Raw genomic sequence first — 14363 nt, forward strand, 5'->3', positions numbered from 1 at the left:
GCCCAGCAGCCAATAGGGCACGACGGGGTTGAACATGCTGATGGCTGGTGCCCTGAGTTGGGCACCGGCCATCAGTGTGTCGGTTGGTCGTCGTTTCGACCGCGTCCGACCAGCCCCTCGACTGACTCGAGCGGAGTCGACCGATCAACCGCCTGACTCGGTCGGAGTCGGACCGATCAACCGCCTGACTCGGAGCAGAACTGGGTCGGACCGACTCGATCGAGGTCAGAGGATCCGACGGGCTCCGGAGAATTCGTTTCCGGAGTCCCACTTCTTCCAGTCGGTGACGTAGACATCCTTCGACGCGTTGGGCGAGTGGATCATCTTGCCGTCGCCGACGTACATGCCGATGTGGTGGACCGTTCCCGAGCTGGTCGAGAAGAACAGCAGGTCTCCGGGCTTGAGGTTCGACGAGGAGACGGCCTTGCCCGCCTTCGCCTGTTCGCCCGAGTCGCGGGGCAGGTCGATGCCATGGGCCCTGTAGATGGAGTAGGTGAATCCGGAGCAGTCGAATCCGTAGGCGGAGACTCCGGCCCACAGGTAGCGCAGGCCTTCGAACTGCTTCGCGGTCTTCACGAGGTCTTTGCCGCTGGGCTTCTCGGGCTTGCCGCCAACGTCGTAGACATCCACGTCATCGATGTCGATCCAGGCGGCACCGCCTCCGGGAAGAGCCACGCGGACGTCGTCGACGTCCTGGGCGATGAGGGGCAGGTCGACGTTGAAGCTGACGTCAGCACCGGTGTCCTTGGTGAATTCGATGCCTTCGAGTTCGCTCTTGGGCTTCGTGACTACGGCGCGGGGCTGGTCTTCGCGGAGTTCTCCGAACCGGTCGTTTTCGACAAGCTGCTTCTTCGGCAGCCAACCCGGGTAGCCCTTCTTGTCCTTCGGGGTCTTCTGGTCGGTGACGGCAACCTTGGCCCAGCTGCCCTTGATGTCGAGCACGGAGACTTCCGAACCGAAGGTTGCTTGGGTCTCGGTTTTGCCTGTCAGACCTCGGCGCACGTCGGTGGATTCGAGGTTCTTGTTCCACTTCTTGAGGTCGACGGGGTGCTGGAGCGCAGGCTTGTCAACCTTGCGCGGAGCCTTCGGGTCGGTCCACAGCGTCGCTACGGTGACATCGACGTAGGCGGTTTCGCCCTTTTCGATCTTGCCGTCGGTGATTCGTTCGAGTTCTTGGCCGGGAACGACATCAGCGGAGATGCCGGACGTTTTTGCGGCGTCGGTCGAGGACAGATTGCTCGACAGTGCGGGAGCACCGGCGCCGAAAACCAGTCCGACCCCAAGTGCTGCCGAAACAGCAATTTTGGTACGCATTATTTCTCTTTCGGTCTGCGGGCGGCAGGCCCGCGTGGGGGAAGTCTCCGAAGGTGCGCGAGCGCATTCGGCGTCCAGTCTTCGTTACTGGTTCGACCGCTCCGAAAGAAGCGGCCCGCCTGAAACGAGATTCTGAACGGTGTCGATTCTACTGGCTGTCACGCGACTGTCAGCATTCATGACACTGTGACAGGATAGCGCGGACTGGCCGTGGATTGAAGCCCACTTGCTCGAATCGATGCTGAGCTGAGACTCGAGCAGCAGCGTATGTCAGATATCGGCGTCTGCATCAGCGGTACCGGAAGCACCGGAGGCACCGAGGAATTCGGTGGCGAGCAGCTCGATCGTCTGGATCCGCCCCGGGTCTTCTCGCACGTCTTCGCCCTCCATGGCACCGGCGATCGGCTGGATCATGATCTCGTCGACATCGAAGCGCTCTGCGAGCTCTTCGAGCTGCGCGGCCGCGGATTTCGGGTCCCCGATGATCCAGTTCCCTGAGAGTTCTTCGCCGACCATGCGCTCTTGGTCGGTCATCACCGAACGCACGTCGTCACCGGCCAGGTGCAGCTTCTCCATGGGTCCGCCGGTGCGCATTCGGGACATCTGCAGCATGAAGGGCTCCGATCTCAGCTGTGCCTCTTCTTCAGTGGGTGCGACGACGACGTTGACTGTGACGAAGGTCTGCGGTTTGTCGCCGTAGGCTCCAGGAGTGAAATTGTCGCGGTAGATCTTCATTCCGGTGGTGGCACCGGATGCGAAGTGGTTGGCAAAGACATAGGGCATGCCGAGTTCAGCTGCCAGTCTGGCCGAGTAGCCGGATGACCCGAGCAGCCAAGGCAGGGGCTGCGTTCCCGGCTCTGCGGCGGGAGTCGCTTTGAGCACATGTTCGCGCCCTCCGTGGAGTGGGACTCGCATCCCTTCGGGTTGCATGAGGCTGAGAGTGTCGATCACATGTTGGGGGAACTGTTCGACGGGGTCGATGGCGCGCCCTTCACGATCGACCATCCTTCCTTCACCGAGGTGGCCCCGCATTGCCGCCGAGGTGATCGGGTCCGTCCCCGGTGCACGTCCGATGCCCAGGTCGATGCGGTCGCCGTAGACCGCCGCCAGCAGGGCGAAGAGCTCGGCGACTGCCAGTGGGGCGTGGTTGGGAAGCATGACTCCACCGGAGCCGAGGCGGATCTGCCGTGTCCCCTGGCCGAGGTGCATGAGTTCGGGCCCAGGCATCGTCGAGGCGATCGATGGCATGTTGTGGTGCTCGGCCACCCAATAGCGAGTGAAGCCGAGCTTGTCTGCCGTGTCGATGATCTGCTTTGAGGCGGCGAACGAATCTGCTGTGGTCTGTCCCGCGCGGACAGGAACGAGGTCAAGGATGGAAAGCTTCATACCGAAGCAACAGCGTGCGCGAACGGAACATTCCGTTCCTCACCGGTGTGGCGGTCAGCCGAAGAGAGTCTCTCCGATCTCGCGCGCGATGAACCGAGCGTGGAGCACCGGCTCCTGCGCCGGGTCGATCACGGCTGGCGGCACCCAGGCGGGGCGGCCGTCTTTGAGCATCCTGCAATCCCACTCGGTGTTGTCGAGCAGGTGGTGATGAGCGGAACACGCCAACGTGAGATTGTTGACGTTCGTTTTGCCTCCTCGCGCCCACGGGACGACGTGGTGCGCTTCGCACCATCCGGGAGGAGTGTCGCATCCGGGGAATGTGCATCCCTGGTCGCGGCTGGCGAGGATCGCCAGCTGTTTCTCGGTGGCCAAACGTCTTTCGGTCGCCAGAGCCATCGATTTCGTCTGCTCGCTCATGAGATGGAAGAAGACCGAGCCGTTCAGCCCCTCCAGAGCAGCGGAGTCGATCGGGAACGGTGCTTCTGCTCCGGTGACGGCTTGGCCCGTCCGGTTCGCCAGGTCTTCGGCCTTGGCGGTGACAACCAGCGCGTAGGCCGCTCCGGCCTTGATGCGGTTCATTTCGATGCTGCCGATGACGCTGGAGAAGCGCTCGTAGATACGACGGCGGACACTCGGCTGTTCAGCGGCCATAGCCACCAGGGTGCCGTCCTGCTTCACACCGGCTCCTTGCGGGACCTCTCCATTCGCACCGATCTGCGGCTGGGTGAAGTCGAGCGAGGGGTCGAGGCAGTCCGAGCGGTCACCGCGCAGAACTTCCCTGTAGGCAGTCACGACTTCCTGGTCGAAGGTGCTCTCGCTCTCAGCACCGTCTCCGGCGGCTGGGCGTGCACCGTCAACGGGATCGGCACCGCCATCGACGCCTGCCGCATTCGCGCAGCCTTCCTCGTCCGACTGTGAACCGGTTTTGATGCGCGAGGTCAGCAGCCCGTTGAGGACGCCTCCGGTCTCCTCGTCGAGGCGGCCTTTGAGAGTCCACGTTCCGTCCTTCATCTGCCGCAGGTTGACATTGAAATCGTCCCGGTCTGCCGCTTCCTTCGGTTCCTGCCCGTCAGGATCGATCCAGCCCAGAATCTCTTGGAACAGTGCATGGATATCGCAGACGCGAACCACCTGAGCTTTCTCGACGAGCAGACTTTCAGCCTTGATCCTGTCGTCTTCCGACACGTTCGCCGGCAGGTTCTTCAAACACTTGGAGATCGTCGAAGCCTGATTCGCCGACAGTGCTCCTTCCCGCAGAGCAGCCGCGAGGACGGGAAATTGCGCTTCGATCGACTCTCCGCTCAGGCTGGTCCGCTTCCCCAAGCACTCCGCGAGCTGAGTGCGACGGCCGGCCTCCTGCGAAGACAGCTTGAGCCGGTGCTGGACCAGCGCCTTCGTCGTCTTCGCGCCATAGTCACGGGGCGTACCGACACGTTCGAACACTGACAGCGTTACGACCGACAGCGATTCCGTCAGACGGTTCAAGGTCTCGAGACCGTCGAGGAGCGTCACCGCATCGTCAGGCCCCATGGGACGAGTGAAGTCGTGAAGCCCTTCGAGCAGACTCTGCAGGCTGTCGATGCTTTCAGTGACCTCTGGAGCTGCATGTCTGAGGTCCGACCAGCGATACTCGTCGAGAAGGGGGTGGGCGTCGGCTGCCGAATCATAGCGTTCGGCAAGCGCTCTGTGCCGTTCAGCGCGTTCAGCCTCGGCGATACGTTCGGCTTCCTCCTTTGCCCTCTTCCTCTCTTCGTAGCGCTCGACGCGTGCTTTCCACTCGGCTCTTTCGCGTTCGAGTTCCTCGCTCTCCCCGCGATCCTGAGGGTTCTTCCGCAGATATTCCTCACGCTCTGCGGCACGCTGCGCCTCACGTTCTTCGCGCTTCGCCTTCATCCACGCGCTCTGGCGTGCTTCGATCTCTTTGATGCACGCTTGGACTTCCTCTTCGGTCTCCGGCAGCGTCGTCCTGCTCGACCAGAGTCCCTGCCCGCTGCGAACAACGCCGCCGGGAAGAGATGATCCAGTCGCGTCTGCCTCGCCGGCGCTCGCTTCGTTGCTGTTCTCGGCGACTGCGACTGTCGCAGCGAGATCGCCACCTTCAGCATCTTCGTCGTCGAACGGGTCTTCGGCGATGCCGTCGAACCGATCAGCGAGGGGGTGGCCGGTCAGATCAAGACCGGCTTCTGCCAGCAGCTCTCGGTAGGTCTGCCCGGCGGATTCGTTCCTGCCGTCAGGAGGCGAAGACGCAGGATCTGCCGCTGGCCGGGGAATGGCCGGTGGGGAATCGGTAAGTCGGGATTTGGGTGGCGAGGATTCAGGCGGAGAGATCGGTGGGGGTGGTTCCGGCGAGGGCTTTCCTACCTCGGGATTGTTGTGCTCGTCGTGCCTTCGGTCGGGGATGAGAGCCATTTTCTCTGTGTCCGTTCATCATCGTTGATGGGTTCGGCTTGTCTCTATTCTAATTCATCATTAGAACAAAAACCACAGTTCTGTCCTATTTATTTCAGCTTAATTTCTTTGTGTACTATTGGTTTCTATTTGTCGAGGTCAAATGAGGTGTTCCACTCAGTGTGCGCCGCTGATCCGCGGCAACGACTGCGCAGTGATCCGGATCCAGTGCAGCTCGACCACTGAAAGACAGGTCGATCTGCTGACGACAACAGGCTACGGCGCGCCGCTGACGCGAGATCAGCAGCGGCCCGGCTCAGCTCTTCATATGCACGCGCTGCCCCTCGGGACCGAAGAGGCTGAGATATTCGACCCCGTCGTCGTCAGCTCCCCCGAACCAATGAGGAGTGCGAGTATCGAACTCGGCGGCCTCGCCGGCGCTGAGGACCATCGTCCGGTCACCGAGGATGAGGGTGAGTCGACCTCGGATCACATAGACCCACTCGAACCCGGGATGAGTTTTCAGCGAACCGAGCTTCGGAGTCTGCCGACCATCGACGATGTGTTTGAAGGCCTGAACTCCTATCGCTCCACGACTGAGCGGCAAGATGGTCTGACCATGGAACTTCCGCGGTGAGATGTGGATGCGCGGGTCCCCGATCGGCGGAGTCCCCACGAGCTCGTCGAGCGGGAGCCCATAGACACCGGCCAGCGGCAGCAGCAGCTCCAGGCTCGGCTTGCGCTTCCCGGACTCCAGGCGCGACAGCGTACTCAACGACATTCCGGCCTGCTCGGCCACCTCGTCGAGGGTGCGTTTCTGCTCCTGCCGCAGTCCTCGCAGGCGGGCGCCGACCCCCGCCAACGATTGCCTGATGGCTTCCTGTGCTTCGATCGGCGCAGGCCCCTCGGCGAGAATCTCTGACATTCGGCCCGCCGCATGAGCTCCCCGCTCATTCAAGGCGCCGCGAGTCACCCGTTCATCTGAGTCCTGTGGCTCTTCCATATCCACAGCATGGCAGAATTTGCTGTTTCTGCAAAGACGTTTGCAATTCCGAGCAAGAGGGCCACAGACTCGAATCGGCACCGAATTCCGACCATTCATCTGCATTCAGGAGAATCATGACCGCCCCAACCCCACCCGAGAACTCACGACCTTCCGCACACAAGAACTCACGACCGTCCGCATCAGAAGGTGCGCGGCCTTCCGTGTCCGACGCACGCGATTCGCCCCCCGAATCTGCGCAGACCACCTTTGATGTCGCCGTCATCGGCGGTGGCGCAGGGGGCCTCGCCGCATCGATCGCCCTGGCCAGGTCGCTGCGCTCCGTCATCGTCATCGACGCAGGTCAGCTGCGCAATTCCTCGAGCGCCCATGCACACAACCTCCTCGGTCACGAAGGCATCAGACCGCAGGATCTCGTGGCGAAGGGGCGCACCGAGGCCGAAGAGTACGGGGTGACCTTCATCGAAGCGACCGTGACCACAGTCCACACCCGTGATCCAGACGCCGGCCCCGCCGAGGAGGCCCCGCAGTATCGGTTCGAACTGTCCACTTCGGTCGGAGTTGAGGTCGCGGCCCGCCGCATCATCATCGCCACCGGTCTGAGCGACGAGCTTCCGAACGTTCCGGGCCTCGCCGATGGCTGGGGCGACACCGTTCTGCACTGCCCCTACTGCCACGGCTACGAAGTGCGCGGACAGCGCATCGGGGTCATCGGCACGACGGCGATGTCATACCACCAGGCGATGCTGTTCTCCCAGCTCAGCGACCAAGTCAGCTTCATCCGCCACAACGCTCCCGCTCCTGATTCCGAACAGGAGGCGATGCTCGAAACGCTCGGCATCGAGTACATCGATTCCACCGTCACCGAGGCGGCCCGCACCGAGTCCGGAACCGTCGTTTCACTCGCGGCTGGCGACTCCGTGGACGGAGCGAACGCGCTCACCTTCGATGCACTCGCCGTCGGTGCGTATGCGCGAGCAAATGCCGATCTGTTCTCCCAGCTCGGCGGCGAAGTCGTCGCGCACCCGAGCGGAATGGGCACCTATATCCCCACGCAGATGGCCGGGCAGACCGATGTGCCCGGAGTTTGGGCGGTCGGCAACGCCGCAGACGTATCGGCGATGGTCGTGGCCAGCACCGCCAGCGGCGTGCTGGCCGGCGCGCATGTCAACGCCGACCTCATCATGGAGTCGCTCGGGTGAGGATGGAGTTGCTCGGGTGAGGACGGAGTCGCTCGGGTGGGGCAAGCCGTAAGCAGGTGCATCATGACGAGGCGGGTCTGGCTGGCGCGTCCTCATGCGCCCCACAGCGGAGCGAGCGCGGGCGCCACGCACTCGCGGCGTGGCCCGTTTCCGCGGGCCACGGCGACTGCGGTCAAGTCCTCAGTGCGCGGCCTTCACGCACAGCACCGGGGCTTCGGCGTCGAGGATGACCTTCTGGATCGTCGACCCGAGCAGGAACTTCCCGACCGGGGTGCGCTTCCGGGTGCCGAGCACGATTAGCTCGGCTCCCACCTCGGTGGCGGTGTCGAGGATCTGCTCGGCCGGGTCGAATTCGCTGCCCAGAGTCAGCACGCGAAACTCGACGTCCGCCCTGGCCAGATAGGTGTTGACCGACTTGAGCTCACCCTCGCCGAGGCGGTAGGAATCGTTGCGCTGCGCCGACCGTGACGCATTGACGACGACGAGTTCCCTCCCGTCCTTCTTCGCCTGCGCGATGCCGGCATCGAGAGCAGCATGTCCGGCGGGATTGTTGACGTAACCGACGAGTACTGTCATTTTTCACCTTCATTGGATTGAGCTGTACAGATCCGAGTACGCAGGTCGAGTACCCACCGTCCCAGCATATCGAGCGATACGGACATGGGACGGCGGGCGGCCCCGCCCGCCTCGGCGAGGAGCCGCACCCCTCGGTAAGGCAGCGCACATGCGGGACAGCGCACCGCCACCGCGGTGCACATCCGCACGGGACGGAGCACCGCCTCGGCGAGGGGATGGGCTCACGTCAGCTCTTCGGGATTGCGGAACCGGGTGCTCGTACCCTTCGTCGAACGGTTCCAGAACCAGGTCACACCCCACAGGACGACGCCGATGCCGACGAGCGCCGCTGCGATCTGATACTGGATGAGCTCATCGAGGCGGGCCCACGGACCGACGAGGAACACGCAGGTGATGACGCCGATCCACGGCAGAACCGTCGGCGCCTTGAAGTGATCGTGAACGGTCTTGTCCTTGCGCAGAATGAGCACCGCGACGTTGACGACGGCGAACACGGCCAACAGCAGCAGCGAGGTGGTGCCGCCCAGGGACGCGGTCACCGTCTCGGGCAGGATCGTGGTCACGACGAAGATGAGCGCATAGGCGATCAGCGTCGTGAAGATGATCGACACCCACGGCGAACGGCGGCCGGCCATGACCTTCGCGAACACGGGCGGGAGCACATTCTGCTTGGCCATTCCGTACAGCAGACGGCTGGCCATGAGCATGTTGATCAGTGCCGAGTTCGCGACGGCGAACATCGTCATGAACGGGAAGATCGTATCGATCGGCAGTCCGGGGGCACCCTCGCGGACGACCTCGAGCAGCGGCGTCTCGCTCTCGGTGAGCACGCCGATGGGCACTGCCGCGACGGTGACGAGGGAGACGAGGACGTAGATGATGCCGGTGATCGTCAGGCCCGAGAGCATGATCTTCGGAAAGACCCGCGGGTCCTTCGTCTCTTCGACCATGTTGACCGAATCCTCGAATCCGACCATGGAGAAGAACGCGAGCGCAGTGGCACCGGTGACCGCGAGGAAGACGCTCTTGTCACCCTCGGTCTCGAAGATCATCACGCGCGAGAAGTCGGCATCGCCCGAACCGAGTGCGAAGAACCCGACGACGATGACCAACAGCAGACCGCTGAGTTCGATGAGGGTGAGGACGACGTTGAACCACACGCTCTCGCCGACACCGCGGAGGTTGATCAGCGCGATGAGGGTGAGGAAGCCCAGCGCAATCCACATCACCCCGCTGCCCGATACGTCCCAACCGAAGCCGGCCACGAGGTTGGCGGCGAAGACATTCGATGCCGTCGAGGCCGAGGTGATTCCTGAGCTGAGCACGGCGAAGGCGACGAGGAACGTCACGAAGTGGATCCCGAACGCCTTGTGCGTGTACAGCGCGGCACCCGCGGCATGCGGGTACTTCGTCACGAGCTCCATATAGGAGAACGCGGTGATCAGCGCGATGAGGAAGGCGAGGATCACCGGTGCCCAACCGGCACCGCCGACCTGCCCGGCCACCTTGCCGGTCAGCGCATAGACACCGGTTCCGAGGATGTCTCCGACGATGAACAGAAGCAGCAGCTTCGGCCCCATGACCCGCTTGAGGGTCTCGGGCTGGTCTCCGTCACCGGGGTCGATTGTGGTCGTGGGTTTCTTGTCGCTCACGATTCCTCCGTGTCCACTGCGGCGGCTGTGCCGCATGCCTGGCAACCCTGACTGTGGTCAGAGCCTCGCCCAGTATGCCTCAGACACGAGCCTCAGACACAAGCTTCAGTCTCGGACCACTGTGAGAAACGCCGAGAACAGAGCCTTCGAATCACATTCGCTCTCGGGACCGAGCTCCGTCGCCTCTGCCAACAGGGTATCTTTATCGAACCCCAATGTCTGCAGTTTCTCCGCATTCCAGCGTTCGATGTTCGCCCGCGTCGACTCCGGATGGAACTGCGTGCCCCACGCCCGACCGACGCGGAACGCCTGGAATTCGCAGGCCTCGCTCGTGGCCAACAGGGTCGCCTCCTCAGGCAGGGCGACGATGCGGTCGACGTGGCTTTCGACGAACGACGTCCGCGGTCGGATCGCCGAGAACACGGGGTCCGCGGCCGCCTCGGCGGTGGTGTCGATCCGCGTGTACCCCTTCTCCGGCGCCCCGGTCCGGGCGCGCACATCGCCCCCGATGACGTGGGCGATGAGCTGCCCGCCGAGGCAGATCCCGAACTGCGGCAGGTCCGTGTCCAACGCACGACGGACGAGTTCGGCCTCGTCGGCCAGCCACGGTGCCCGGTCGGTCTCATCGGGCATGTACCCGCCGCCGAGCATGATGAGCCCGTCGTAGGCGTCGAGCTCGGCCGGGGACGGCAGTGGTGAGACCCCGCCGATGCGCAGATCGAACTCGACGTTTTCGCTGATCATCCACCGTGTCAGCAGCCCCGGCTGGGAGTCGATGTCATTGACGATGACGAGCAGCCGCGTCATGATTCCGCCCTCGCCGAGGCGGCCGTCCCGGCGGCCCCGGAAGCGGAATTGCCTGCGACGCCTTCGTCTTCCCTCGCCGAGGCGGCCGTTCCGGCGACCGCGGACGGTGCGTCGGCAGCTGCGCCGCCCGTGGCGGACGGCGCGTCGTCCGCGGAGCCGAGGAATGCCGTGTACGCGTCCTCGTGTGCGTCGAGGACGCGCATCGCATTGTCGAAGCCGAGCTTGCGCAGGTCGGTCTGCGACCAGCCGCGGGAGGTGAGCTCGGCGAACAGGTTCGGGTACTGGCCGGCGTTGCCGAGTCCGGTCGGCAGCTCGTCGACTCCGCAGATGTCGCCGCCGAGGCCGAGATGGTCGATGCCGATCCGCTCGCGTACGTAATCGCAGTGGTCGGCCACTTGGGCCACGGTCACCTCGGGGGCGGTCCCCTGCTCTCCTGCGTCGACCCATTCGCGGCGGGCGTTCGAGACGAAGGAGGGCACGAACGTCATCATCGCCACTCCCCCGTTGCCGGGCACGCGGTCGAGGACGTCGTCGGGGATGTTGCGCGGGTGCGGGTTGAGCCCGAACGCGCAGGAGTGGGTGAAGAGCACCGGCAGGGTCGACTGGTCGAGCGACTGGTGCATGACGGTGGGCGCGACATGGGAGAGGTCGAGGATCATGCCGACCCGATTCATCTCCGCCACGACCTCGCGGCCGAACTCGCTCAGGCCCCCATGGACCGGTTCGTCGGTGGCCGAGTCGGCCCAGGAATGCGTCGTCGACCAGGTCAGAGTCATGTACCGGGCCCCTGCGCGGGCATAGGAGCGCAGCACGGCCAGGGACTCGTCGATCTGCTGTCCGCCCTCGACGCCCATGAGGGAGGCGACCTTGCCGACGGCGCGAGCGGCACGGACATCGGCGGCGGTGCGGGCGAAGGCGAGTCGTTCGGGGTAGGCGGTGACGAAGCGCTGGACCGCGTCGATCTGCTCCCAGGTGGCCTTGATCGCGTCCGCCCCGGTGATCGAGGAATGGACGTAGACGGACCAGTACTGTGCGGCGACATTTCCCGCGGCCAGCTGATCCATCGTGGTGAACGGGGAGACGCTCGGGTCGTTGAGCCCCTCCACGCTGTAGTCATGTTCCTCGCGCAGGTACCAGGCGAGGTCGTTGTGTCCGTCGAAGACGTCGACGGCGGCGGGTGCGGAATCAGTGGCGGATGCGGTCATGGTTGGGTCCTTCCGGTCGGGCGACTGCGGTCAAGGCGACTGCGGTCAAGGCGGGTGGGGTCACGACGGGTACGGTCACGGCAGGTGCGATACGGGCGGGTGCGGTCAGGGCGCGTGAGACGCGAGCGGGTGAGGTCGGTGCAGGTGCGGACGGGCCGGTGCGAGATGGTCGGGGCGTGCACGGATCCGCGCGCCCGCGATGGGGAGGTCGGCCTCCTCGGCGGAGGTGTGTCGGTCCGTCCATCATGCCAGTCCGGACAGGATCTGTGCCGACCACAGACCGAGGAACGTGCCGAGGAACGTTCCCATCAGCGCGAACAGCACACCGACCGGGACGAGCTGCCGGTTGAAGGCACCGGCGACGACCGGTGCCGAGGCGATGCCGCCGATGTTGGCGGTGCTGGCCACGGCGAGGCTGAAGAGTTCGGTGCGGGTGAGCTTCGCGTAGATGAGCATGATGGCGATGTGGACGACCAGAACGATGATTCCGGCCACCAGGTACAGCGGTGCTTCAGCCAGAGACGTGAAGTCCGAGCCGGAGGCGATGATTCCGATGATGAGGTAGAGCAGGATCGAGGCGAGCTCATTGGATCCGGCGGTCTTGCCGAAGCGAGTCGATCCGATGACGAGGCCGAGGATGCTGACGATGAGGATCGTCCAGGCCGTGGCGTTGATGACCACTCCGACCTCGGGCAGCAGTTCGCCGAGGCGGATCGCCAGTGCCGAGGCCAGAAGCGCGAATCCGATGAGGCCGAAGGTCGACGACAGGGTCATCGGCTTCTCCTCCTCAGCGTCGACGCGGTCGGTGAAGTCGAGCTTCGACATATCGGCCTTCGTCCACCGGTTGAAGGCGTCGGAGACCGTGACGGAGGAGAAGATGAGCAGCAGCCAGAACGAGTAGAGGACGGTGTCGACGATGAGGACGTAGCCGAACACGTCCTCAGGGGCGTGGAGGACTTCCTGCACCGCGACCATGTTCGCCGAACCGCCCGTCCAGGAGGCGTTGAGCGCGCCGAGGGCCTTCCACGCCTCCGGGTCGAGGCTCGAGTGCAGGATGAGGTAGCTGACGATGAAGCCTGCGATGATGCTCGCCGCGGTCACGGCGAAGGTCAGCAGCAGCTTCGGTCCGAGCTTGATGATCTGCCGGATATCGCACTTGAACAGCATGAGCAGGATCATCGCGGGCAGCAGCGCCGTGCGCAGAGTGTCGCCGACGTCGTCGATGTCCCCGCCGGTGTGGTCGAAGACGCCGATGGTGTTGAGCAGCGCGGCCACGATATAGAGGATGACGAAGCCGGGCACATACTTGAAGAGCTTGAAACGCCCGCTCCGGTCCGCAACGACGAGCGCTGCGGAGATCGCCAGAAGCAGGCTGATGAATAGATAACCGTCGGTGATCACAAACGACACTTCCTCATTGAATTCGTCCATCCCGACAGCGGCACCGCTGGCGGTGCCGGGGATGAAGCAATGTGCAGTTGTCGATCGGATCCGGTCCGGTGAGGGGCCGGGCAATCGCGGTGGTCGGACGCGCTGCCTAAGCGGCAACCTCGCGGTACTTCTTCGCGGCGTTGTTCACTGCTGTGATCAGCGCCTTCTGCGAGGAACCGTGGTAACGGCGCTGGATGCGCTCGATCAGTCGACCGGGGTCCGTGATGTCGGCATCGACGAACAGGCTCCGAATGAAGTTTCGGGTCAGAGCCAACGTCGCCGTGCAGTCCACATCGAGGATGCGGTGGGTGTCCGGTTCGATCTCGAAAGCCACGTAGAACAGACCGAACTGACTGGTGATCGGGTTGTTCGACGGAGCCTTCGCTTCGCCTGTGAGAAAGATCGTTTCGGACATCGCCCACCAGACTACCCCACGGTTCTCCGCGCCGGGGGTGGTGCAGTGGGAGTCGAACGTCGATCGGACGCAGTCGAGGTCCGCTCGACCGGAGACGAGGTCCGCTCGACCGGAGACGACGGTCGTGCGGCGACAGGCGAAGCCCCTTCGACGGCAGTCACGATCAGAGGAACCGGTGGATCGCGTCGCCGGCTTCGCGCATGACCGGCATGACGTCGACGACGCGGTCGGTGCCCGGCTCCCAGTTCGCGAACACCGCGAAGGCGATTCGGCGCGTCCGCGTCATGACGATCCCGGCATCGGCCCGGATCGTCCCGTTCGTGCCGGTCTTGTTCCACACCCACACGTCGCGCTGGTAGTTGTAATGCGCGAGCGGGTCGAGATCGAACGCCGAGGCGACCATCGAGGTGTCCGCACCGGCTCCCAACCAGCGCCGGAAGACCTCGTTCGTCGACTCGTCCCAGAACTCGTCCTTGGCATGCCGGGCCATGAAGTCGCTGATCTCGGCGGCCGTGCCCGTCGACAGGGTCCGCGGGGCATTGGCCGGTCGCGGCCAGCGCAGGAAGTCGTGCAGGCCGGAGTTCCGGTACCCGAGCTTCTCCACCTGACCGGCGACATTCGCCAGACCGACCCGGCGGATGAGCACGTTCGTGGCGAAGTTGTCGCTGAACGCACCGATGAGCAGAGCGACGTCGAAGATGCTCAGGTCGTCCTGCTCCATGAGGTACCAGATCCCGGATTCGTCGACTCTCTCCGACGGCCTCCGGTGCAGTCGTTCCTCCAGGTCAAGCGTGCCGTCCTGATACATCTGCAGGGCCGTGTGGAGCAGGAAGACCTTGCCCATGCTGGCGGTGTCGAGTTCGTCGTTCTCGTTGTGGGCGAACACCCGTTCCCCGCTGTCGACGTCGAAGGCCAGAGCACTGAAGCGCACTCCGGGCAGTCCATCGAATTTCAGTTCGCTCATCATCGCTCCTGTCAGTCTCG

The 14363-nt window shown here is 64.1% G+C and carries 12 protein-coding genes; 1 reads left to right on the forward strand and 11 read right to left on the reverse strand.

The genetic code is table 11. From position 1 onward, the window contains the following. Window positions 1–225: 225 nt before the first annotated feature. The 4 genes from FHG09_RS06555 to FHG09_RS06570 form a co-directional block, all read right to left on the reverse strand. Window positions 226–1314: a C40 family peptidase gene (locus FHG09_RS06555; protein ID WP_152346865.1), complete on the reverse strand. Its 1089-nt coding sequence runs from the start codon at window positions 1312–1314 to the stop codon at window positions 226–228. Window positions 1315–1584: 270 nt separating this feature from the next. Then, window positions 1585–2700, reverse strand: a complete 1116-nt coding sequence (locus FHG09_RS06560) for an LLM class flavin-dependent oxidoreductase (RefSeq protein WP_152346866.1) — start codon at window positions 2698–2700, stop codon at window positions 1585–1587. A 54-nt stretch (window positions 2701–2754) separates the two neighbouring features. After that, window positions 2755–5109, reverse strand: a complete 2355-nt coding sequence (locus tag FHG09_RS19995; RefSeq protein WP_227492590.1) for an HNH endonuclease signature motif containing protein — start codon at window positions 5107–5109, stop codon at window positions 2755–2757. Between the two features lie 295 nt (window positions 5110–5404). Next, on the reverse strand, window positions 5405–6013 hold the full coding sequence (locus FHG09_RS06570) for a helix-turn-helix domain-containing protein (protein WP_152346867.1): 609 nt from the start codon (window positions 6011–6013) through the stop codon (window positions 5405–5407). A 281-nt stretch (window positions 6014–6294) separates the two neighbouring features. Between FHG09_RS06570 and FHG09_RS06575 the strand changes: the two genes are divergently transcribed. Continuing rightward, window positions 6295–7293 carry an NAD(P)/FAD-dependent oxidoreductase gene (locus tag FHG09_RS06575; protein WP_227492591.1) on the forward strand — a complete coding sequence of 333 codons (999 nt, stop codon included), beginning with the start codon at window positions 6295–6297 and terminating at the stop codon, window positions 7291–7293. Between the two features lie 180 nt (window positions 7294–7473). Here the strand turns inward: FHG09_RS06575 and FHG09_RS06580 are convergent, their stop codons facing one another. The 7 genes from FHG09_RS06580 to FHG09_RS06610 form a co-directional block, all read right to left on the reverse strand. Next, window positions 7474–7869, reverse strand: a complete 396-nt coding sequence (locus FHG09_RS06580; RefSeq protein WP_152346869.1) for a universal stress protein — start codon at window positions 7867–7869, stop codon at window positions 7474–7476. Window positions 7870–8090: 221 nt separating this feature from the next. Then, window positions 8091–9521, reverse strand: a complete 1431-nt coding sequence (locus tag FHG09_RS06585; protein ID WP_227492592.1) for an APC family permease — start codon at window positions 9519–9521, stop codon at window positions 8091–8093. 105 nt (window positions 9522–9626) lie between these two features. After that, window positions 9627–10328 (reverse strand): type 1 glutamine amidotransferase, encoded by a 702-nt coding sequence (locus FHG09_RS06590; RefSeq protein ID WP_152346870.1) that lies wholly within the window; start codon window positions 10326–10328, stop codon window positions 9627–9629. Beyond that, window positions 10325–11533, reverse strand: coding sequence for a dipeptidase (locus FHG09_RS06595; protein ID WP_152346871.1), 1209 nt, complete (start codon window positions 11531–11533; stop codon window positions 10325–10327). The genes FHG09_RS06590 and FHG09_RS06595 overlap by 4 nt, the downstream gene beginning before the upstream one ends. A gap of 243 nt (window positions 11534–11776) precedes the next feature. Beyond that, the gene (locus FHG09_RS06600; RefSeq protein WP_152347234.1) at window positions 11777–12934 is read right to left on the reverse strand and encodes a DUF819 domain-containing protein; all 1158 of its coding nucleotides are present in this window, start codon (window positions 12932–12934) and stop codon (window positions 11777–11779) included. A 136-nt stretch (window positions 12935–13070) separates the two neighbouring features. Further along, a complete protein-coding gene (locus FHG09_RS06605; protein ID WP_152346872.1) occupies window positions 13071–13379 on the reverse strand; it encodes a DUF3870 domain-containing protein in 309 nt (102 codons plus the stop codon). Window positions 13380–13542: 163 nt separating this feature from the next. After that, complete coding sequence (locus FHG09_RS06610; protein ID WP_227492593.1) at window positions 13543–14343, reverse strand: serine hydrolase; 801 nt, start codon at window positions 14341–14343, stop codon at window positions 13543–13545. Window positions 14344–14363: the final 20 nt, after the last annotated feature.

This window comes from Brevibacterium sp. CFH 10365 (assembly GCF_009299785.1).
Classification (GTDB): Bacteria; Actinomycetota; Actinomycetes; order Actinomycetales; family Brevibacteriaceae; genus Brevibacterium; species Brevibacterium limosum.

What these genes read in the sequence shown, in the direction of transcription:
- FHG09_RS06555 (WP_152346865.1), bottom strand. Translation starts at nt 1,314, where the DNA reads ATGCGTACCAAAATTGCTGTTTCGGCAGCACTTGGGGTCGGACTGGTT.
- FHG09_RS06560 (WP_152346866.1), bottom strand. Translation starts at nt 2,700, where the DNA reads ATGAAGCTTTCCATCCTTGACCTCGTTCCTGTCCGCGCGGGACAGACC.
- FHG09_RS19995 (WP_227492590.1), bottom strand. Translation starts at nt 5,109, where the DNA reads ATGGCTCTCATCCCCGACCGAAGGCACGACGAGCACAACAATCCCGAG.
- FHG09_RS06570 (WP_152346867.1), bottom strand. Translation starts at nt 6,013, where the DNA reads ATGTCAGAGATTCTCGCCGAGGGGCCTGCGCCGATCGAAGCACAGGAA.
- FHG09_RS06580 (WP_152346869.1), bottom strand. Translation starts at nt 7,869, where the DNA reads ATGACAGTACTCGTCGGTTACGTCAACAATCCCGCCGGACATGCTGCT.
- FHG09_RS06590 (WP_152346870.1), bottom strand. Translation starts at nt 10,328, where the DNA reads ATGACGCGGCTGCTCGTCATCGTCAATGACATCGACTCCCAGCCGGGG.
- FHG09_RS06595 (WP_152346871.1), bottom strand. Translation starts at nt 11,533, where the DNA reads ATGACCGCATCCGCCACTGATTCCGCACCCGCCGCCGTCGACGTCTTC.
- FHG09_RS06605 (WP_152346872.1), bottom strand. Translation starts at nt 13,379, where the DNA reads ATGTCCGAAACGATCTTTCTCACAGGCGAAGCGAAGGCTCCGTCGAAC.
- FHG09_RS06610 (WP_227492593.1), bottom strand. Translation starts at nt 14,343, where the DNA reads ATGAGCGAACTGAAATTCGATGGACTGCCCGGAGTGCGCTTCAGTGCT.